Genomic DNA, 20,224 nt, shown 5'->3' on the forward strand with positions numbered 1-20,224 from the left:
GCTCCAAAAAAGACGATGTGTCCGATGGGTTACAAGCTTGCGGAGCCGACCTGTGTTGAACAAATGAATACGCATGAAACGATCTTCAGCCCCTTCCTAAATGTTCCTTCACCTGGCTGAAAGGCGCGTGTTAGGTGGGTCGGGCAAGACTGCCGGGGTTTGCAATCCTGCTCCTTTCGGAGGTTCACGCATGCTCGGGCTGGTAAAGACCGCACTGCAAAAGCCGTACACGTTTATCGTGTTGGCCATATTCATCTGCATCATCGGGCCGATGGCGGCCCTGCGCACCCCCACGGATGTGTTCCCCGACATCGGCATCCCCGTGGTCGCCGTGGTCTGGCAGTACAACGGCTTGTCGCCGGATGCCATGGCCGGTCGGGTGATCTACACCTACGAACGCTCCCTGAGCACCACTGTCAACGACATCGAACACATCGAATCGCAATCGCTGCCCGGCATGGGCATCGTCAAGATCTTCTTCCAACCCGGCGTGGACATCCGCACCGCCAACGCCCAAGTGACCGCCGTGTCACAAACCGTGCTCAAGCAGATGCCACCCGGCATCACGCCGCCGTTGATCCTCAACTACAGCGCCTCCACCGTGCCGATCCTGCAACTGGCATTCTCCAGCCCGAGCCTGTCGGAAGCGAAGATCCGCGACCTGGTGCAGAACAATATCCGCCTGCCCCTCAGCGCCCTGCCCGGCCTGGCCATGCCCACGCCCATGGGCGGCAAGCAACGCCAGATCACCCTCGACCTCGACCCGCAGGCACTGGCCGCCAAAGGCCTGTCGGCCCAGGACGTGGGCACCGCCCTGGCCCTGCAAAACCAGATCATCCCGGTGGGCACCGCCAAACTCGGCCCCAACGAATACACGATCCTGCTCAACAACAGCCCCAAGGCGATCGATGAACTCAACGACTTGCCGATCAAGACCGTCGACGGCGCGCTGATCACTATCGGCCAAGTCGCCCACGTGCGTGACGGCTCGCCGCCCCAAACCAACATCGTACGTGTCGACGGCCACCGCGCCGTGCTGATGCCGGCCCTGAAAAACGGCAGCATCTCGACCCTGTCGATCATCGACGGCATCCGCCAGATGCTGCCGCGCATCGACGAGACCCTGCCGCCCTCGCTGAAAACCTCGCTGCTGGGCGACGCCTCGGTGTTCGTCAAGCAATCGGTGGGCAGCGTGGCACAGGAAGGCATCATCGCCGCCCTGCTGACCAGCGCGATGATCCTGCTGTTCCTTGGCAGTTGGCGCTCGACCCTGATTATCGCCGCGTCGATTCCCCTGGCCGTGTTATCAGCCATCGCGCTACTGGCCGTCAGCGGGCAAACCCTCAACGTGATGACCCTCGGCGGGTTGGCATTGGCGGTGGGGATTCTGGTGGACGACGCCACCGTGACCATCGAAAACATCAACTGGCACCTGGAACAAGGCAAGGCGGTGAAGACCGCGATCCTCGACGGCGCCGCGCAGATCGTCGGCCCCGCGTTCGTCTCGCTGCTGTGCATCTGCATCGTGTTCGTGCCGATGTTTATGCTGCAAGGCATCGCCGGTTACCTGTTCCGGCCGATGGCCCTGGCGGTGATCTTTGCCATGGCCAGCTCGTTCATCCTCTCGCGCACCCTGGTGCCGACACTCGCGATGTTTTTGCTCAAGCCGCACACGCCGGAACCGGGCGCGGGTCATCACCCGGAAGACGAGTTCATCAACCACCACGAGGGTGAGCAACACGCCAAACCGCGCCATGCCGCGCTGCAAGCGGTGCTGAATTTCCAGCAGGGTTTTGAGCGCCATTTCTCGAATATCCGCGACACCTATCACAGCCTGCTGCTGTTGGCGCTGGGCAATCGCAAGCGCTTTATCGTCGGCTTCCTGGCCTGCGTGCTCGCCTCGTTCCTGCTGCTGCCAAGCCTGGGCCAGGACTTCTTCCCGGCCACCGACGCCGGCGCCCTCGCCCTGCACGTGCGCCTGCCGCTGGGCACGCGCATCGAAGAAAGCGCCGCCGCCTTCGACCGCATCGAAGCGCGGATTCGCGAAGTGATCCCAAGCGACGAACTCGACACCATCGTTGACAACATCGGTATCCCGCTCAGCGGCATCGACATGGCCTACAGCAGCAGCGGCACCATCGGTCCACAGGACGGCGACATCCAGGTCAGCCTGAAACCACACCACGCGCCCACCGCCGACTACGTGAAAAAACTGCGCGAAGCCCTGCCGCAAAGTTTCCCTGGCAGCCACTTCGCGTTCCTGCCTGCCGACATCAGCAGCCAGATCCTCAACTTCGGCGCCCCGGCCCCGCTGGACGTGAAAATCTCCGGGCGCAACGATGCAGAAAACCGTGCCTATGCGGTGGAACTTGAACGCCGCCTTCAACACGTACCCGGCATCGCCGACCTGCGTATCCAGCAGTCCACCGGCTACCCGTCGTTGCAAGTCAATGTCGACCGCCTGCGCGCCAATGGCCTGGGCATCACCGAGCGTGACGTGACCAACAGCATGGTCGCCTCCCTCGCCGGCAGCTCGCAGACCGCGCCGACCTTCTGGCTCAACCCAGCCAACGGTGTGTCGTACTCGATCGTCGCGGCGACCCCGCAATACCGCCTCGACAGCCTGCCATCCCTGGAAGCCTTGCCGGTCACCGGCGCCGACGGTCAATCGCAGATCCTCGGCGGCGTGGCGGACATCTCCCGCGTGCAAAGCCCGGCGGTGGTGACCCACTACAACATCGAGCCGACCCTGGACCTCTACGCCAACGTACAAGGCCGCGACCTCGGCGGCGTAGCGCGCGACGTGCAAAAAGTGCTGGATGACACCGCGTCGATGCGCCCCAAAGGCGCGACCATCAGCCTGCATGGGCAGATCGACGCATTGCATGAAGCCTTCAGCGGTTTAAGCCTGGGCCTGCTCGGTGCGGTGGTGCTGATCTACCTGCTGATCGTGGTCAACTTCCAGTCGTGGGCCGACCCGTTCGTAATCATCACGGCATTACCGGCCGCTCTCGCGGGGATCGTATGGATGCTGTTCCTCAGCGGCACCTCGTTGTCGGTGCCGGCGCTCACCGGCGCGATCCTGTGCATGGGCGTGGCCACCGCCAACTCGATCCTGGTGGTGAGCTTCTGCCGCGAACGCCTGGCCGAACATGGCGATGCGCTCAAGGCCGCGATGGAGGCCGGTTACACGCGCTTCCGCCCGGTGTGCATGACCGCCCTGGCGATGATCATCGGCATGTTGCCACTGGCCCTTTCCGAAGAACAAAACGCCCCCCTTGGCCGAGCGGTGATCGGTGGATTGATCTTCGCCACCATCGCCACCCTGTTGTTTGTCCCCGTGGTCTTCAGCCTGGTCCACGGTCGTCACCCTACTCGCGCAGTTGCTGGAGAAACCCCACATGTCGCCTGATCACAAACCCTCGCGCAAGCGTCTGATGCTCATGGGTGTCGGCGGCCTGACCCTGGCCGCCCTGCTGGTCGCCAACGGCCTGCACGCCCGCACGTTACATGAACAAGCGGTGACCGCCTGGACGGAAACCGCTGCCATTCCCCAGGTGCTGGTGTTCCAGCCACAACAGAACGCCGCCGGCGATACCCTGCGGTTGCCGGCGCACCTGGAAGCGTGGAGCAAGGCGCCGATCCACGCGCGGGTCAGCGGCTATTTGAAGGACTGGAAAGCCGACATCGGCACCCAGGTCAAGGCCGGGCAGGTTCTCGCCGAAATCGACAGCCCTGACCTCGACCAGCAACTGGCCCAAGCCCATGCACGACTGGTGCAGGAACAAGCCAACGCACGCCTGGCGCAAACCACCGCCACCCGCTGGCAAAACCTGCTGGCCAGCCACTCGGTGTCACGCCAGGAGGCCGACGAAAAAACCTCCAACGCCGCCGCCGCGAAGGCCAACGCCGACGCCGCCGCCGCCGACTGCGCGCGCCTGTCGGCCCTGGCCAGCTACAAGACCATCCGCGCACCGTTCGCCGGCACCATCACCGCCCGCAACACCGACATCGGCCAGTTGATCAAGGCCGATACCGACAGCGATCCGGAGTTGTTCAACATCGCCGACACTCACCAACTGCGCCTGTATGTGCCGGTGCCGCAGAACTATGCCGCGGTGATCCACCCGGGCCTTGAAGCCCAACTGACGGTGCCCGAGCATCCAGGCCAACACTTCAAGGCACGGCTGATCGGCGACTCCACCGCCATCGACCGCCGCTCCGGCACCCTGCTCGCACAGTTCGTCGCCGACAACCCCAACGGCGAACTGCTGCCCGGTGACTACGCCGAGGCGACGCTGCCGATTCCGGCCGACACCCACGGCGTGAGCATCCCGGCCAGTGCGCTGATCTTCCGCGCCCAAGGCACTCAGGTCGCGGTGCTGGATGCGCACAACCACGTGCACCTGCAAACCATCCACATCGGCCTCGACCTCGGCGAACGCCTGGTGATCGACCAGGGCCTCAAACCCGCCGACCGAGTGGTCGACAATCCGCCCGACGCCCTGCGCGAAGGCGATCCGGTGCAACTGGCGGACGCCAGCGGAGGTGCCCATGCGCCCAAGGCTTAACCCCCTCGCCGCCTTGATGCTGCTGACCTTGCAGGGCTGCTCCATGGCACCGACCTACCAGGTGCCCTCGGTCAACCTGCCGGCGGGCTATCGCGAACAGACCCGCGATGGCCCATGGCACAGCGCGCAACCGGCCGACACATTGGCGCCGGCATGGTGGAAGCTCTACAACGATGCGCGCCTGAACGACCTGCAACAGCAACTGCTCAAGGCCAACCCGGACCTCGCGGCGGCACTGGCCCACTTCGATGCGTCCCAGGCATACGCCAGCCAATTGCATGCCGGGCTGTTCCCGCAAATCAGCGCCAGTGCGCAGCCACTGCGCCAACGGCAATCCGACTCGCGACCGCTGCGGGGTAGCACCCAGCCATCGGTGTACAACAGCAATACCGCCGGGTTTTCGTTGAGCTACGACTTGGACCTGTGGGGCAGAGTCCGCAACCAGGTCGCCGCCGGCGATGCCCAGGCACAGGCCTCTGGCGACGACCTGGCAGTGGCGCGCTTGAGCCTGCAGCATCAGTTGGCGAGCTTGTATGTGCAGCTCAACGGGCTGGATGCACAGGCACGCATTCTCAACAGCTCGCTGGAGGACTTCAGCCAGGCATTGCAACTGACCCGCAGCCGCTATGAAGGCCAGATCGCCTCGGAACTGGACCTGACCCGCGCACAAAACCAACTGGCCGAAGCCAAGGCGCAATTGGATGACATCCACGGCCAGCGCAACCTCACTGAGCATGCGATAGGCGAATTGGTCGGTGTGGCGGCCAGCGATTTCACGCTACCGCCGAGCCCACAGTTGATCGCGCTGCCGCAGATCCCAACGCAGTTGCCCAGCCACCTGCTGCAACGTCGCCCGGACATTGCCGCAGCAGAACGGCGGGTGTTCGCCGCCAACGCCAATATCGGCGTGGCCAAGGCGGCGTGGTACCCGGATTTCAGCTTGACCGGCTTGATCGGCGGGCAGACCCAAGGCGTCGGCAACCTGCTTTCGGCAGGCAATCGCTATTGGGCGCTGGGGCCGCTGGTCAACTTGCCGATCTTCGACGGTGGTCGCTTGAGCGCCAATGAACGCCAAGCCAAGGCCGAATTCGAAGAAGCCTCGGCGCAGTACCGCAGCCAGGTGTTGAGAGCCGTGCGTGAAGTCGAAGACAACCTGGCGCAACTAAGGGATTTGCAGCAGCAAGCCCAGGATGAACAAGCCGCGGCAGACGCGGCGCAGCATACCCAAGCGCTGGCGATCAACAGCTACCAGGCGGGCGCCGTGAGTTATCTGGATGTGGTGACCGCCCAAACTGCCGCGTTGCAGGCGCAGCGGACATTACAGGCGGTGCAAACGCGGCAGTTGCAAGCAAGTGTCGGCCTGCTCACCGCCCTCGGCGGCGGCTGGCGCAACACCTTGTAGTGAGCGGGCTTGCCCCGCGCTGGGGGGCGAAGCCGCCCTGAATCCAGGCACCTCGGTCTTTCAGACACACCGCGGCGTCCCGTTTGGGGCGGCTTCGCCCCCCAGCGCGGGCAAGCCCGCTCACTACAATCAGGCGGCGAGTTTGCCGTTGGCGATAGCGGCGGAGGCGGCAACCATTGCGCGCAGCAACACCGCACAGCCCGCCGCCAGATCATCCGGGGCAGCATTTTCGATTTCGTTATGGCTGATGCCCCCTTCACACGGCACAAAAATCATCCCCGCCGGGCCCAGCTCGGCGACGAAGATCGCGTCGTGCCCTGCCCCGCTGACAATATCCATGTTCGACAGGCCCAACCCGTTCGCCGCATCCCGCACCGCGTCCACGCAGCCCTTATCGAAATACAGCGGCGGGAAGTCCGCCGTCGGTACCATCTCGAACGTCAGGCCATGCTTGGCACAGGTGTCGTCGATCACCTGGCGCACCTGGGCAATCATCGAATCCAACCGCGCCGGTTCCAGGTGACGGAAGTCCAGGGTCATGCGTACTTCGCCAGGAATCACGTTGCGTGAACCGGGGTAAGCCTGCAGGCAACCCACCGTCCCACACGCATGAGGCTGATGCCCCAACGCCGCGGCATTCACCGCGGCGACCACGGCTGCCGCACCGACCAGGGCATCCTTGCGCAGGTGCATCGGCGTCGGCCCCGCATGGGCTTCAACGCCGCGCAACTTCAGGTCGAACCACTTCTGCCCCAACGCGCCGAGCACCACGCCGATGGTCTTTTTCTCGTCCTCAAGAATCGGCCCCTGCTCGATATGTGCCTCGAAATAGGCGCCAACCTTGTGCCCGCTCTCCGGCCGTGTACCCGCGTAACCAATGGCATTCAACGCATCGCCGACCGAGACGCCATCGGCATCCTGCTTGGCCAGGGTATCGGCCAAGGTAAACTTCTGCGCAAACACTCCCGAGCCCATCATGCACGGAGGAAAGCGCGAGCCTTCTTCATTGGTCCAGACCACCACTTCCAATGGCGCTTCGGTTTCCACCTTGAGGTCATTGAGGGTGCGCAGGACTTCCACGCCGGCGAGCACGCCGAAGCATCCGTCGAACTTGCCACCCGTGGGCTGGGTATCGATGTGGCTGCCGGTCATCACCGGGGGCAGGTTGGGGTTGCGACCAGGGCGACGGGCGAAGATGTTGCCGATGCCGTCGACCGTCACCGTGCAACCGGCGTCTTCGCACCATTGCACGAACAGGTCGCGGGCCTGGCGGTCGAGGTCGGTAAGAGCCAGGCGACACACGCCGCCCTTGGGCGTGGCGCCGAGCCTGGCCAGGTCCATCAGCGACTGCCACAGGCGGTCACGGTTGATGTGCTGATGGGGCGATTGCAGAACGTCGAGGGCAGCGTTCATTGGGGATCTCCTCAGGCTACATTTCTTATGGATTGAACCCTTTGCAACAGTGAAAAGAGGTCAAGTCTTGACGGCAACCGGACTGGCCCCGCGCTTGGCATTCAAGCCGTAATACAACAACCCGCCCAACGCCGAGCCGGTAAACCAGCCGTAGCTGTAGAACCAGCTGAACGCATCGCTGCCCAACGACAGCAACGTCAGCACCACCGGCACGCCAAACGCGATAAACCCGCTCCAGTTCCACGCCGGGTACACGTCATCGCGGTACAAACCGGCAAGGTCGAGTTGTTGTTTGCGGGTGATGAAGTAGTCCACCACCATGATCCCGGCGATCGGTCCCAGCAGGCTCGAATAGCCGAGCAACCAGTTGGAGTAGACGGTCTCCAGGCTCACATCGGAAACGATCAGCCCGAGCTTTTTCAGCAGTTCATGCCCCATCAACACCAGCCCCACCAACCCGGTGAGAATCACCGCCGTGGTGCGGTTGATCAGCTTGGGCGCGATGTTCTGGAAGTCATTGGTCGGCGAGACAATGTTCGCCGCCGTATTGGTGGACAGGGTCGCGATGATGATCAGCAACATTGCAATCGCCACCCACACCGGGCTCTGGATATGCCCGATCAACGTCACCGGGTCGGACACACTCACGCCGACCAGTTTCACCGACGCCGCGGTCATGATCACGCCGAGGGCGGCGAACAGGAACATGGTCAGCGGCAGGCCGAAGATCTGCCCGAGGATCTGGTCTTTCTGACTTTTCGCGTAGCGGCTGAAGTCAGGAATATTCAGCGACAAGGTGGCCCAGAAGCCCACCATTGCGGTCAGGCCGGCCATGAAGTAACCGGTGAGGCTCGCGCCTTCCGGGCGTTTCGGCGGGATCGCCATCAACTCGCTGATGGACACATTGGGCATCGCCCACACCAGCAAACCAATCCCGACCGCCACCAACAGCGGTGCCGAGAGGGTCTCCAGGCGCTTGATCGACTCGGCGCCGCGCAGCACCACCCAGAGGTTCAACGTCCAGAAAATCATGAAGCCGATCACCTCGCCGGTACCCCCGAGGGACTTCCAGCCCTCGAAAACCGAGCCCAGGAACAGGTGGATCGCGAGCCCGCCAAACATCGTCTGGATACCAAACCAGCCGCACGCCACCAGCGCGCGGATCAGGCACGGTACGTTGGAGCCAAGAATGCCGAACGACGAACGCAGCAACACCGGGAATGGAATCCCGTACTTGGTGCCAGGAAAGGCATTGAGGGTCAGCGGGATCAGCACCACGATGTTGGCCAGCAAAATCGCCATCAGCGCCTCGCCCACCGACAAGCCGAAATACGCCGTCAGCACGCCACCCAGCGTATAGGTGGGCACGCAGATCGACATGCCGACCCACAGCGCGGTGATGTGCCATTTGTTCCAGGTTCGTTCATGCACCTTGGTCGGTGCCATGTCGTGGTTATAGCGCGGGCTGTCGAGGACGTCGGGGCCGGCGTCGAGTTCGTACAGGCCGTTGCGTTCAATGACTTGCGATCTGTTCTGTTGCATGGCCGCTCCACGGTTTTTTCGAATTATTGTTGCTCACCCAGCGTGTTGCGCCGGATGGCCGGAGTACCTCGTAAACAACATGACATCACGGGCCCGGCCAGCCGCCACTGCACTCAATAACCGTGCCGACCACTGCCCCGCTACCCGCACCGCTTATATAACCAACTGATGTTTATCAGCTTTCCGATTGAACCCAGGGTACTTGCCAGGTTACTCAGGCTAAATACTCTGGAAGTTGCCCGAACTGTCAGGACTCAATCTGGTGCAACACAATTATTTTTATTTCCTAGCGCCGTCAAGCGGCATATCTCAAGCGTCTGATTTGCAATAAGAAATGTTGCTCAATTTATGAACCTGTCAAGTGCGTCAAAACGGTGAACACACGCTTCATTTTGGTGATTGTTGTTTTTTATCTTTAAAAATCATGCACTTAAACACGATATAAGCTTATGTAAATTCTGCTTGCCCAATCGAAAAACTCGGGCTAGTTTCTATTCCTGTCACCGATGACAGGAATAAACCACTCATCGGCAAGCAGCATTACAACACTTAGAACTGGCACAAGCCGGTCAAGCCTGTGAGGAACTCGACATGTCGCTGTTGATCCGTGGCGCCACCGTTATTACCCATGATGAAAGTTACCGCGCCGATGTTTTATGCGCAGGCGGTCTAATCCGGGCTATTGGTACAAACCTGGATATACCCGCCGGCACTGAAATACTCGACGGCAGCGGCCAATACCTGATGCCCGGCGGCATCGACCCCCACACCCATATGCAACTGCCCTTCATGGGCACCGTGGCCAGCGAAGATTTTTTCAGTGGCACGGCGGCAGGCCTGGCGGGGGGCACCACCTCGATCATCGATTTTGTAATTCCCAACCCGCAGCAGTCCTTGCTCGAAGCCTTTCACCAATGGCGCGGCTGGGCGGAAAAATCCGCCGCCGACTACGGCTTCCACGTGGCGATCACCTGGTGGAGCGAGCAGGTCCGCGAAGAGATGGCCGAACTGGTCAGCCACCACGGCATCAACAGCTTCAAGCACTTCATGGCCTACAAGAACGCGATCATGGCGGCGGACGACACCCTGGTCGCCAGCTTCGAGCGCTGCCTGGAACTGGGCGCGGTGCCCACCGTGCACGCCGAAAACGGCGAGCTGGTGTATCACCTGCAACGCAAGCTGATGGCCCAGGGCATTACCGGGCCGGAAGCGCATCCACTGTCGCGCCCCTCCCAGGTCGAAGGCGAAGCGGCCAGCCGCGCGATCCGCATCGCCGAAACCATCGGCACACCGCTGTATCTGGTGCATGTCTCCACCAAAGAAGCGCTGGATGAAATCACCTACGCCCGTGGCAAAGGCCAGCCGGTGTATGGCGAAGTCCTCGCCGGCCACCTGCTGCTGGACGACAGCGTCTACCGCCACCCCGACTGGCAAACCGCCGCGGGCTACGTAATGAGCCCGCCGTTCCGCCCACGCGGGCATCAGGAGGCGCTCTGGCAGGGGCTGCAATCGGGCAACCTGCACACCACCGCCACCGACCACTGCTGCTTCTGCGCCGAGCAAAAAGCCGCCGGGCGTGACGATTTCAGCAAGATCCCCAACGGCACTGCCGGTATCGAAGACCGCATGGCGGTGCTGTGGGACGAAGGCGTCAACAGTGGGCGCCTGTCGATGCAGGACTTCGTTGCGCTGACCTCCACCAACACCGCGAAGATCTTCAACCTCTACCCGCGCAAAGGCGCGATCCGGGTCGGCGCGGATGCCGACCTGGTGCTGTGGGACCCCGAGGGTACGCGGACGATTTCCGCCAAGACCCACCATCAACAAGTCGACTTCAACATCTTCGAAGGCAAGACCGTGCGCGGCGTGCCGAGCCATACCATCAGCCAGGGCAAGCTGGTCTGGGCTGATGGCGACCTGCGCGCCGAGCGCGGTGCCGGGCGGTATGTGGAGCGGCCGGCGTATCCGGCGGTGTTTGAGCAATTGAGCAAGCGGGCTGCGTATTCCAAGCCAGTGGCTGTGAACCGCTGATATCGCCTTCGCGGGCAAGCCCGCTCCCACATTTGACCGCGTTCGCCCAGGCAAAACGGGGTCGCATGTGGGAGCTGGCTTGCCTGCGATGAGGCCAGTGCAGACAACAAAAATGCCCGCCAGAGGCAATTGAAAAAAAGTGAGGCCAAACCCGTGATCCAGACCCTGACCCACCTCCCCCATCCCACCGAGGATGGACCCACCCTCGCCAGCCACTTCACCGACCTGGCACCGCCCCTCAACGCCCGCCAGGCCCAACTGGAAGCCTCGCGCTGCCTGTACTGCTACGACGCGCCGTGCGTGAACGCCTGCCCCAGTGAGATCGACATCCCGTCGTTCATCCGCAATATCCACACCGACAACGTGCAAGGCGCCGCGCAGAAAATCCTCTCGGCCAACATCCTCGGCGGCAGCTGCGCCCGGGTTTGCCCCACCGAAATCCTGTGCCAGCAAGCCTGTGTGCGCAACAACGCCGAGGAATGCGCCCCCGTGCTGATCGGCCTGCTGCAACGCTACGCCGTGGACAACGCGCACTTCAGCGAACACCCGTTCCACCGCGCGGCGTCCACCGGCAAGCGCATCGCCGTGGTCGGCGCCGGGCCCGCCGGTCTGGCCTGTGCCCATCGCAGCGCCCTGCACGGCCATGACGTGGTGATCTTCGAAGCCCGGGAAAAAGCCGGCGGCCTGAATGAATACGGGATCGCCAAGTACAAACTGGTGGATGACTTCGCCCAGAAGGAACTGGATTTCCTCCTGCAGATCGGCGGCATCGAGATCCGCCACGGCCAGCGCCTGGGCGACAACCTCACGCTGAGCGACCTGCACCAGCAGTTCGACGCAGTGTTCCTCGGCCTCGGCCTGGCTGCCAGCAAACAACTGGGTCTGCCCCATGAAGATGCCCCCGGCCTGCTCGCCGCCACCGACTACATCCGCGAACTACGCCAGGCCGATGACCTCACCCAACTGCCCCTGGCTGACCGTTGCATCGTGCTTGGCGCCGGCAACACCGCCATCGACATGGCCGTGCAGATGGCCCGCCTCGGTGCCCGCGATGTAAACCTGGTGTACCGCCGTGGCCTGGCGGACATGGGCGCCACCCAGCATGAGCAGGACATCGCCAAAGCCAACCAGGTGCGCCTACTGACCTGGGCCCAACCCGAAGAAGTCCTGCTGGATGAACAAGGCAACGTACGCGGCATGCGTTTCCTGCGCACACGCCTGGAAAACGGCCGCCTGCACCCCACCGGCGAAACCTTCGAACTGGCCGCCGATGCGATCTTCAAAGCCATCGGCCAAGGCTTCGACAACGCGGCGCTGCACGATCCACTGGCCCAGCAACTGCAACGCGTCGGCGAGCGGATCTTTGTCGACGAGCAGCTGCGCACCAGCATTCCCGGGGTGTATGCCGGCGGCGATTGCGTCAGCCTCGGCCAGGACCTCACCGTGCAGGCGGTGCAACACGGCAAGCTGGCAGCCATTGCCATGCACGCCCAACTCATGCTGAACATGGAGGCTGCGTAATGGCCGATCTCTCGATTGTGTTCGCCGGTATCAAAGCCCCCAACCCATTCTGGCTGGCCTCTGCGCCACCCACCGACAAGGCCTACAACGTAGTCCGCGCCTTCGAAGCCGGCTGGGGCGGCGTGGTCTGGAAAACCCTCGGTGAAGACCCGGCGGCGGTCAACGTGTCGTCACGTTACTCGGCGCACTACGGCGCCAACCGCGAAGTGCTGGGCATCAACAATATCGAGCTGATCACCGACCGCTCCCTGGAGATCAACCTGCGGGAAATCACCCAGGTGAAAAAAGACTGGCCCGACCGCGCGCTGATCGTCTCGCTGATGGTGCCGTGTGTGGAGCAATCCTGGAAAAATATCCTGCCCCTGGTGGAAGCCACCGGCTGCGACGGTATCGAGCTGAACTTCGGCTGCCCCCACGGCATGCCCGAGCGCGGTATGGGCGCAGCGGTCGGCCAAGTGCCGGAGTACGTCGAGCAGGTGACGCGCTGGTGCAAGACGTATTGCTCACTGCCGGTGATCGTCAAGCTCACGCCGAACATCACCGACATCCGCGTGGCGGCGCGGGCGGCCTATCGCGGCGGCGCGGATGCGGTGTCGCTGATCAACACCATCAACTCCATCACCAGCGTGGACCTGGAGCGCATGGTCGCCCTGCCCGTGGTCGGCAGCCAAAGCACCCACGGCGGTTATTGCGGCTCGGCGGTCAAGCCGATCGCGCTGAACATGGTCGCTGAAATTGCCCGCGACCCGCAGACCCAGGGCCTGCCGATCTGCGGCATTGGCGGTATCGGCAACTGGCGCGATGCGGCGGAGTTCGTGGCCCTTGGCTGCGGCGCGGTGCAGGTGTGCACGGCGGCGATGCTGCACGGGTTCCGGATTGTGGAAGAGATGAAGGACGGGCTATCGCGGTGGATGGACAGCCAGGGCTACAAGAGCTTGCAGGAATTCTCCGGGCGGGCGGTGGGCAATACCACGGACTGGAAGTACCTCGACATCAACTACCAGGTCATCGCCAAGATCGATCAGGCGGCATGCATAGGTTGCGGACGTTGCCATATTGCCTGCGAGGACACCTCGCACCAGGCGATTGCGAGTTTGAAACAGGCGGATGGCACGCACCTATACGAGGTCATCGATGACGAGTGCGTGGGCTGCAACCTGTGCCAGATCACCTGCCCGGTGGCGGACTGCATCGAGATGGTGGCGATAGACACCGGCAAGCCGTATTTGAATTGGACGCAGGACCCGCGTAATCCTTATCGGGAGGCTGTGTAGTCCTTTAAGCCGCCTTCGCGAGCAAGCCCGCTCCCACATTCAACCGCATTCCTCCAGATAAAATGCGGTCCACTGTGGGAGCGGGCTTGCTCGCGAAGAGGCCCTCAGCCCCACCACAAAAATCAGGGCTCCAACCCAATCCCGCGCAAAATCACCCCGGTCACCGTCTGGATCGCCCGCTCGAACTGCATATCCGACAACGGCTGGTGATCATTCAGAATCTTCACCTGGTGATCAAAGTCCGCGTAGTGCTGGGTCGACGCCCAGATCATGTACAGCAGGCTCGACGGTTCCACCGGCAGGATGCGCTTGTCCTCCACCCACTGGCGAATCTTCGCCTCTTTCATCTTGGCCCAGTCGTACAGGCTGGTATCCAACGCCTCACCCAGTGTGGGCGCGCCGTGGATGATTTCGTTGGCCCAGACTTTCGAGCCATACGGCCGCGTGCGCGAGCGTTGCATCTTGGCGCGGATGTAGCTGCTGAGCACCACGCGCGGATCATCGAAGGTCTCGAAGCTCAGGGCGTCCTGCTTCCACACTTCCAGCAGGTCGAACAGCACCGCGCTGTACAGCTCGCTCTTGGTGGTGAAGTAGTAGTGCAGGTTGGAACGCGGCAGTTGCACTTCTTCAGCGATGTCGGCCATGGCGGTGCTGCCATAGCCCTTTTCGGCGAAGATCTTCTCTGCCGCCAGCAGGATTTTCTCGACGTTGACCCGACGAATGCCAATCTTGTGATTGCCCATGAGGGCTCCCCGACAACAACATGGGTTAGAGACTACCACCGGCTCTAGATCGCGGCGACAGGCCATACCGAAACTTCGTACACTGCCCGCTTCTCCCCGTTGATTGGTATTGAACAATGTTGATCAAAAAGACCCTGACCACCCTTACCCTGCTCGCTTCCCTGCTGGGCGCTTCGGCGGCCTTTGCCCACGCCCACCTGAAAAGCGCCACGCCCGCCGCCGACAGCACCGTCGCCGCGCCCGCCGACCTGCGCCTGACCTTCAGCGAAGGCGTCGAAGCCACCTTCACCAAGGTCTCCCTGAGCAAAGACGGCACCGAAGTCGCCATCAAGGGTCTGGCAACCCCGGACAAGGACAAGAAAACCCTGGTGGTCACCCCTGCCGCGCCGCTGGCTGCCGGCAACTACAAGGTGGTGTGGAACGCCGTATCGGTCGACACCCACAAGAGCAACGGTGAATACAGCTTCAAGGTCGGCCAATAAGCCATGGCGACGCTGTTGGTGCTGTGCCGTTTCGTGCATTTCATTGCGGTGCTGTTGATGTTCGGGGCCTGCGTGCTCAAGCCCTGGCTGCTCGGCAACGAAGTGCAACCGGCGCTGGACCGGCAACTGCTGCGCAGCACCCGGGCACTGGCCTGGGTCGCGCTGTTGTCTGGGATCACCTGGCTGCTGCTGATCACCGCCAGCATGGCTGGCAGTTGGGACGCGGCATGGCAACCGACCACCGTCGAGTTGGTGCTGGGCAAGACGTTTTTTGGCCAGGTGTGGGTGTGGCATCTGCTGCTCAACCTGTTGCTGCTGAGCGCATTGATCAAACCCTGGCCGACGCTGCGCCTGCCGCTGATCGCGTTGCTGCTGGCCACCCTCGCCCCCGTGGGCCATGGCGCGATGCTCGATGGGCTCAGCGGGCGCCTGCTGATCCTCAATCAGGTGGTGCACCTGGCCTGCGTCGGCGCCTGGCTCGGCGGTTTGTGGGTGCTGGTGTTGATCCTGCGCCAACCCCAGGGCTATGCGCTGGAGCCGATCTTGCGGCGGTTCAGCGGCGTGGGCTATGGCTTGGTCGCAGGATTGTTGGTGACCGGGTTGATCAACGTACGCGTGCTGACTGGTCAGCTATGGCCAACGCCGCTGTTCAGCGGTTTCGCGTTGATTCTGCTGATCAAGGTGATGCTGGTGCTGGGCATGCTCGCCCTGGCGCTGTTGAATCGATTACGAATCGAACGCTGTGACGAACGCCAAGGCAGCCTGAAGGCCAGTGTGCTGCTGGAGTGGCTGCTGGGCATTTCAGCGGTCGCCGCCGTTTCCCTCCTCGGCACCCTGCCGCCGATGGTCATGACCCAGTAGCCCCCTCAAGTCGAACATCAATCCAAATGTGGGAGCGGATTGGTGTGGGAGCGGGCTTGCTCGCGAATACGGTGGATCAGCCAATACACCTGTAACTGACACACCGCTTTCGCGAGCAAGCCCGCTCCCACACTGAACCGTGCCCATTCTGTAAACGGTGGCGAGCCAGGTCATCGTATAACTTCTGATTGACAACCCCCATAAATGACGCAAATACTCAGCCCGATGTTGTACGACGACGTACGACAAATAATAAAAACAACAAAGCAAGGGAGCTCCACTGTGAGTCAATTCGCCCGCAATTCCTGCGTACGCCTGGGCCTTGTCAGCCTCGGCAGCCTGATCGTCAACCTGCCCCTCGGCGCCCACGCCGACGGCTTTCTCGACGACGCCAAGGCCACGCTCAACCTGCGCAACGCTTACTTCAACCGCAACTTCACCAACCCGAGCAACCCCCAGGCCAAGGCGCAAGAGTGGACGCAGAACTTCATTCTCGACGCCAAGTCCGGCTTCACCCAAGGCACCGTGGGCTTTGGCATTGACGTGCTAGGCATGTACTCGCAGAAGCTCGACGGCGGCAAAGGCACGGGTGGCACCCAATTGTTGCCGATCCACAGCGACGGCCGCCCGGCCGACAACTTCGGACGCCTGGGCGTGGCGCTGAAAACCCGCTTGTCGAAGACCGAACTGAAGGTCGGCGAATGGATGCCGGTGCTGCCGATCCTGCGCTCCGACGACGGCCGCTCCCTGCCCCAGACCTTTCGTGGCGGCCAGCTCACCTCCAATGAAATCGCCGGCCTGACCCTCTACGGCGGCCAGTTCCGTGGCAACAGCCCACGCAACGACGCGAGCATGGAAGACATGTTCATGAACGGCAAAGCCGCGTTCACCTCCGACCGTTTCAACTTCGGCGGCGCCGAATACAGCTTCAACGAAAAGCGCACCCAGGTCGGCCTGTGGTACGCCGAACTCAGCGACATCTACCAGCAACAGTACCTCAACCTCACGCACAGCCAGCCCGTGGGCGACTGGACCCTGGGCGCCAACCTCGGTTTCTTCACCGGCAAGGAAGACGGCAGCGCCCTGGCTGGCGACCTCGACAACAAGACCGCTTTCGCCCTGCTCTCGGCACGCTACGGCGGCAACACCTTCTATGTGGGCCTGCAGAAACTCACCGGCGACAGCGCCTGGATGAAGATCAACGGCACCAGCGGCGGCACCCTGGCCAACGACAGCTACAACGCCAGCTACGACAACGCCAAGGAAAAGTCCTGGCAGGTGCGGCACGACTTCAACTTCGTGGTGCTTGGCGTGCCGGGGCTGACGCTGATGAATCGCTACATCAGTGGCAGTAACGTGCACACCGGAACGATCACCGACGGCAAGGAATGGGGCCGCGAGTCGGAACTGGCCTACACCGTGCAAAGTGGCGCGCTGAAGAACCTGAACGTGAAATGGCGAAACTCGACCATGCGTCGCGACTTCAGCAACAATGAGTTCGACGAGAACCGACTCTTCATCAGCTACCCGATCTCACTGCTGTAAACATTCACGTCGAACCCGCCTGTGCAACCAACGCAAATCCCCCTGTGGGAGCGGGCTTGCTCGCGAAAGCGGTGGATCAGTCAGCACACCTGTAACTGACACACCGCTTTCGCGAGCAAGCCCGCTCCCACACTTGAATTGCATTCGCCGCGAGGAGCGTTGACAAGCCTGGGAATCTGTAACGATACTTTGACCTAGTCATACGACAACCTACAACAACAATGGAACGCCCATGACCACGACCACTCCCGCTCCCTTCAACCGCCTGCTGCTCACTGGTGCCGCCGGTGGCCTGGGCAAAGTCCTGCGTGAACGTCTGCGCCCTTATGCCCGCGTACTGCGCCTGTCGGACATCGCCGAGATGGCCCCGGCCGCTGACGAAGCCGAAGAAGTCCAGCCCTGCGACCTCGCCGACAAACAAGCCGTGCACCAGTTGGTGGAAGGCGTCGACGCCATCCTGCACTTTGGCGGTGTATCGGTGGAGCGCTCCTTTGAAGAGGTCCTCGGCGCCAACATCAGCGGGATTTTCCATATCTACGAAGCTGCACGTCGGCATGGGGTCAAACGTGTGATCTTCGCCAGTTCCAACCACGTGATCGGCTTTCACAAACAAGGTGAAATCCTCGACGCCCATTCGCCCCGTCGCCCGGACAGCTACTACGGCCTGTCCAAGTCCTACGGCGAGGACATGGCCAGTTTCTACTTCGATCGCTACGGCATCCAGACCGTGAGCATCCGCATCGGCTCGTCGTTCCCGCAACCGCAGAACCGCCGCATGATGCACACCTGGCTAAGCTTCGATGACCTGACCCAACTGCTCGAACGCGCGCTGTACACGCCAAACGTCGGCCACACCGTGGTCTACGGCATGTCGGATAACCTCGACACCTGGTGGGACAACCGCTACGCCGCACACCTGGGCTACGCGCCCAAGGATAACTCCGAAGTGTTCCGCGCCCAGGTCGAAGCCCTGCCACCGGTGGCCGCCGATGATCCGGCCAAGGTCTACCAGGGCGGCGCCTTCTGCGTGGCCGGGCCGTTCGGGGACTGACCCATGAGTGCAGAACTGATTGTCGACGCCCGCAACGCCGTAGGCGAATGCCCGGTGTGGGTGCCCGCAGAAAACGCGCTGTATTGGGTGGACATCCCCCACGGCGGCCTGCAACGCTGGAGCGCCGCCAGCGGCCACGTCGCCGCCTGGAAAGCCCCGCAGATGCTCGCCTGCATTGCCCGCACGACGGCGGGCAACTGGGTCGCCGGCATGGAAAGCGGCTTTTTCCAGCTCACCGCGCACAACGACGGCAGCCTCGACAGCACGCCCTTGGCCCGCGTCGAACACCCCCGCGCGGACATGCGCCTGAACGATGGCCGCTGTGATCGCCAGGGCCGCTTCTGGGCCGGCAGCATGGTGCTGGACATGGGCTTGAATGCGGCCGCAGGCATTCTGTATCGCTACACCGCTGGCCAGGCGCCCCATACCGAACTGGACGGTTTCATCACCCTCAACGGCCTCGCCTTCAGCCCCGATGGGCGCACGATGTACGCCTCGGACTCTCACCCGTTGGTGCAACAGATCTGGGCATTCGACTACGACATCGACAGCGGCACGCCATCCAACCGCCGCCTATTCGTGGACATGCACCAGCACCCCGGCCGCCCCGACGGCGCCGCAGTGGACGCCGACGGTTGCTACTGGATCTGCGCCAACGACGCCGGGCTGATCCACCGTTTCACCCCCGACGGACGCCTCGACCGCTCCCTCAGCGTCCCGGTGAAAAAGCCCACCATGTGCGCCTTTGGCGGCAGCCGGTTGGACACACTGTTCGTCACCTCGATCCGCGATGACCAAAGCGAACAGTCGCTGTCGGGTGGCGTGTTTGCCCTCTATCCTGGCGTGCAGGGTTTGCCCGAGCCGACTTTCACCCTCTGACGGGACAGCCCTGATGATCGAACTCAAAGACGCCCTCACCCGCCTCACCCTGGCCCCCGCCATCGGCGGCAGCATCGTCAACTGGCAGGTCATCGCCACCGGCCAGCCGTTGTTGCGCCACAGCGATGAGCACGCCGTGAACAGCGGCCTGCCGGGCAAACTGGGCTGCTACCCACTCGCGCCCTGGTCCAACCGCATCGCGGCAGGCGGCTTCAACAACCCCGACGGCTGGCTGGCCCTGCAACCCAACAGCCGCACCGACCCGTTGCCGATCCACGGTTCGGCGTGGCAGCAGGCGTGGCAGGTGGTCAGCCAGTCGGCGGATGAAGTGGTGATGCAGGTGTTGTGCGACACACCGTTCGCCTATCGCGCCGAGCAACGCTTTGGCTTGCGGGACGGTGAGTTGAACATCGCGTTAACGGTCACGCACCTGGCCGAGAAAGCCGCGTGGCATGGCTTGGGACTGCATCCGTATTTGCCCCGCACAGCCGGCACGCGGTTGCGGGCCAAGGCTTCGCAGGTGTGGCTCAGTGATGCGGCGAAACTGCCCACGGGCCTGGCGCCGGTGCCAGTGGATTGGGATTTCCAGCAGTTGAAAGGCCTGCCCGACGGCCTGGTCGACAACGGCTTCTGTCACTGGGATGGGCAGTGCCGCATCGAGCAACCGGACCTGGGTTACGCCCTGGAATGCCAGGCCAGCGGCGCCGATTACTTCCTGCTCTACTGCCCGCCGGGGTTGGAGTTCTTTTGCATCGAGCCGGTGAGCCACCCGGTGAATGCCCATCATCTGCCCGGCAAGCCGGGGTTGAAGTTGCTGGAACAAAACCAGTCGGCACACCTGTCATTCAAGCTGAAATACCTTCCAACCGGGGGAGCGGGCTTGCTCGCGAATACGGTGGCGCAGTAACT

The 20,224-nt window shown here is 62.7% G+C and carries 15 protein-coding genes; 12 read left to right on the forward strand and 3 right to left on the reverse strand.

Going from position 1 to position 20,224, the window contains the following annotated elements:
• Window positions 1-190: 190 nt before the first annotated feature.
• Genes IB241_RS01620 through IB241_RS01630 form a run of 3 tightly spaced genes read left to right on the forward strand, consistent with a single transcriptional unit; the run spans window position 191 to window position 5,973 of the window.
• Window positions 191-3,412, forward strand: a complete 3,222-nt coding sequence (locus IB241_RS01620; protein ID WP_192296657.1) for an efflux RND transporter permease subunit — start codon at window positions 191-193, stop codon at window positions 3,410-3,412.
• Entirely contained in the window at window positions 3,402-4,571 is a 1,170-nt protein-coding gene (locus tag IB241_RS01625) for an efflux RND transporter periplasmic adaptor subunit (RefSeq protein WP_192296658.1), read from the forward strand. The genes IB241_RS01620 and IB241_RS01625 overlap by 11 nt, the downstream gene beginning before the upstream one ends.
• The gene (locus tag IB241_RS01630; protein WP_192296659.1) at window positions 4,555-5,973 is read left to right on the forward strand and encodes an efflux transporter outer membrane subunit; all 1,419 of its coding nucleotides are present in this window, start codon (window positions 4,555-4,557) and stop codon (window positions 5,971-5,973) included. Before IB241_RS01625 ends, IB241_RS01630 begins: the two co-directional genes overlap by 17 nt.
• Before the next feature lie 129 nt (window positions 5,974-6,102).
• On the opposite strand, the gene IB241_RS01635 is transcribed toward IB241_RS01630, so the two are convergent.
• Both IB241_RS01635 and IB241_RS01640 read right to left on the reverse strand, forming a co-directional pair.
• Complete coding sequence (locus tag IB241_RS01635; protein ID WP_192296660.1) at window positions 6,103-7,386, reverse strand: Zn-dependent hydrolase; 1,284 nt, start codon at window positions 7,384-7,386, stop codon at window positions 6,103-6,105.
• Between the two features lie 60 nt (window positions 7,387-7,446).
• A complete protein-coding gene (locus IB241_RS01640; RefSeq protein ID WP_192296661.1) occupies window positions 7,447-8,928 on the reverse strand; it encodes an NCS1 family nucleobase:cation symporter-1 in 1,482 nt (493 codons plus the stop codon).
• 591 nt (window positions 8,929-9,519) lie between these two features.
• Between IB241_RS01640 and hydA the strand changes: the two genes are divergently transcribed.
• The 3 genes from hydA (at window position 9,520) to preA (ending at window position 13,754) form a co-directional block, all read left to right on the forward strand.
• The gene (gene hydA, locus IB241_RS01645; RefSeq protein WP_192296662.1) at window positions 9,520-10,959 is read left to right on the forward strand and encodes a dihydropyrimidinase; all 1,440 of its coding nucleotides are present in this window, start codon (window positions 9,520-9,522) and stop codon (window positions 10,957-10,959) included.
• Between the two features lie 153 nt (window positions 10,960-11,112).
• On the forward strand, window positions 11,113-12,480 hold the full coding sequence (locus IB241_RS01650; protein WP_192297223.1) for an NAD(P)-dependent oxidoreductase: 1,368 nt from the start codon (window positions 11,113-11,115) through the stop codon (window positions 12,478-12,480).
• Entirely contained in the window at window positions 12,480-13,754 is a 1,275-nt protein-coding gene (gene preA, locus IB241_RS01655) for an NAD-dependent dihydropyrimidine dehydrogenase subunit PreA (RefSeq protein WP_192296663.1), read from the forward strand. Before IB241_RS01650 ends, preA begins: the two co-directional genes overlap by 1 nt.
• A 122-nt stretch (window positions 13,755-13,876) precedes the next feature.
• Here the strand turns inward: preA and IB241_RS01660 are convergent, their stop codons facing one another.
• Window positions 13,877-14,497, reverse strand: a complete 621-nt coding sequence (locus IB241_RS01660; protein ID WP_192296664.1) for a TetR/AcrR family transcriptional regulator — start codon at window positions 14,495-14,497, stop codon at window positions 13,877-13,879.
• A gap of 116 nt (window positions 14,498-14,613) precedes the next feature.
• Here IB241_RS01660 and copC point away from each other — a divergent pair, with 116 nt between their 5' ends.
• The 6 genes from copC to IB241_RS01690 all read left to right on the forward strand — a co-directional run bounded on the left by copC (window position 14,614) and on the right by IB241_RS01690 (window position 20,222).
• Complete coding sequence (gene copC, locus IB241_RS01665; protein WP_192296665.1) at window positions 14,614-14,979, forward strand: copper homeostasis periplasmic binding protein CopC; 366 nt, start codon at window positions 14,614-14,616, stop codon at window positions 14,977-14,979.
• Between the two features lie 3 nt (window positions 14,980-14,982).
• Entirely contained in the window at window positions 14,983-15,840 is an 858-nt protein-coding gene (gene copD / locus IB241_RS01670) for a copper homeostasis membrane protein CopD (RefSeq protein WP_192296666.1), read from the forward strand.
• Window positions 15,841-16,122: 282 nt separating this feature from the next.
• A complete protein-coding gene (locus IB241_RS01675; RefSeq protein ID WP_192296667.1) occupies window positions 16,123-17,385 on the forward strand; it encodes an OprD family porin in 1,263 nt (420 codons plus the stop codon).
• A 232-nt stretch (window positions 17,386-17,617) separates the two neighbouring features.
• The gene (locus IB241_RS01680) at window positions 17,618-18,436 is read left to right on the forward strand and encodes an NAD-dependent epimerase/dehydratase family protein (protein WP_192296668.1); all 819 of its coding nucleotides are present in this window, start codon (window positions 17,618-17,620) and stop codon (window positions 18,434-18,436) included.
• 3 nt (window positions 18,437-18,439) lie between these two features.
• A complete protein-coding gene (locus IB241_RS01685; protein WP_192296669.1) occupies window positions 18,440-19,315 on the forward strand; it encodes an SMP-30/gluconolactonase/LRE family protein in 876 nt (291 codons plus the stop codon).
• A gap of 13 nt (window positions 19,316-19,328) precedes the next feature.
• Window positions 19,329-20,222, forward strand: a complete 894-nt coding sequence (locus tag IB241_RS01690) for an aldose 1-epimerase (protein WP_192296670.1) — start codon at window positions 19,329-19,331, stop codon at window positions 20,220-20,222.
• Window positions 20,223-20,224 lie beyond the last annotated feature (2 nt).

The organism is Pseudomonas sp. PDM05, assembly GCF_014851685.1.
GTDB lineage: Bacteria > Pseudomonadota > Gammaproteobacteria > Pseudomonadales > Pseudomonadaceae > Aquipseudomonas.

Bases quoted from the DNA above. Each gene is read 5' to 3' on its own strand.
- IB241_RS01620 (WP_192296657.1), top strand. From the start codon at position 191: ATGCTCGGGCTGGTAAAGACCGCACTGCAAAAGCCGTACACGTTTATC.
- IB241_RS01685 (WP_192296669.1), top strand. From the start codon at position 18,440: ATGAGTGCAGAACTGATTGTCGACGCCCGCAACGCCGTAGGCGAATGC.
- copC (WP_192296665.1), top strand. From the start codon at position 14,614: ATGTTGATCAAAAAGACCCTGACCACCCTTACCCTGCTCGCTTCCCTG.
- IB241_RS01660 (WP_192296664.1), bottom strand. From the start codon at position 14,497: ATGGGCAATCACAAGATTGGCATTCGTCGGGTCAACGTCGAGAAAATC.
- IB241_RS01630 (WP_192296659.1), top strand. From the start codon at position 4,555: ATGCGCCCAAGGCTTAACCCCCTCGCCGCCTTGATGCTGCTGACCTTG.
- IB241_RS01635 (WP_192296660.1), bottom strand. From the start codon at position 7,386: ATGAACGCTGCCCTCGACGTTCTGCAATCGCCCCATCAGCACATCAAC.
- preA (WP_192296663.1), top strand. From the start codon at position 12,480: ATGGCCGATCTCTCGATTGTGTTCGCCGGTATCAAAGCCCCCAACCCA.
- IB241_RS01625 (WP_192296658.1), top strand. From the start codon at position 3,402: ATGTCGCCTGATCACAAACCCTCGCGCAAGCGTCTGATGCTCATGGGT.
- copD (WP_192296666.1), top strand. From the start codon at position 14,983: ATGGCGACGCTGTTGGTGCTGTGCCGTTTCGTGCATTTCATTGCGGTG.
- IB241_RS01680 (WP_192296668.1), top strand. From the start codon at position 17,618: ATGACCACGACCACTCCCGCTCCCTTCAACCGCCTGCTGCTCACTGGT.
- IB241_RS01690 (WP_192296670.1), top strand. From the start codon at position 19,329: ATGATCGAACTCAAAGACGCCCTCACCCGCCTCACCCTGGCCCCCGCC.
- hydA (WP_192296662.1), top strand. From the start codon at position 9,520: ATGTCGCTGTTGATCCGTGGCGCCACCGTTATTACCCATGATGAAAGT.
- IB241_RS01640 (WP_192296661.1), bottom strand. From the start codon at position 8,928: ATGCAACAGAACAGATCGCAAGTCATTGAACGCAACGGCCTGTACGAA.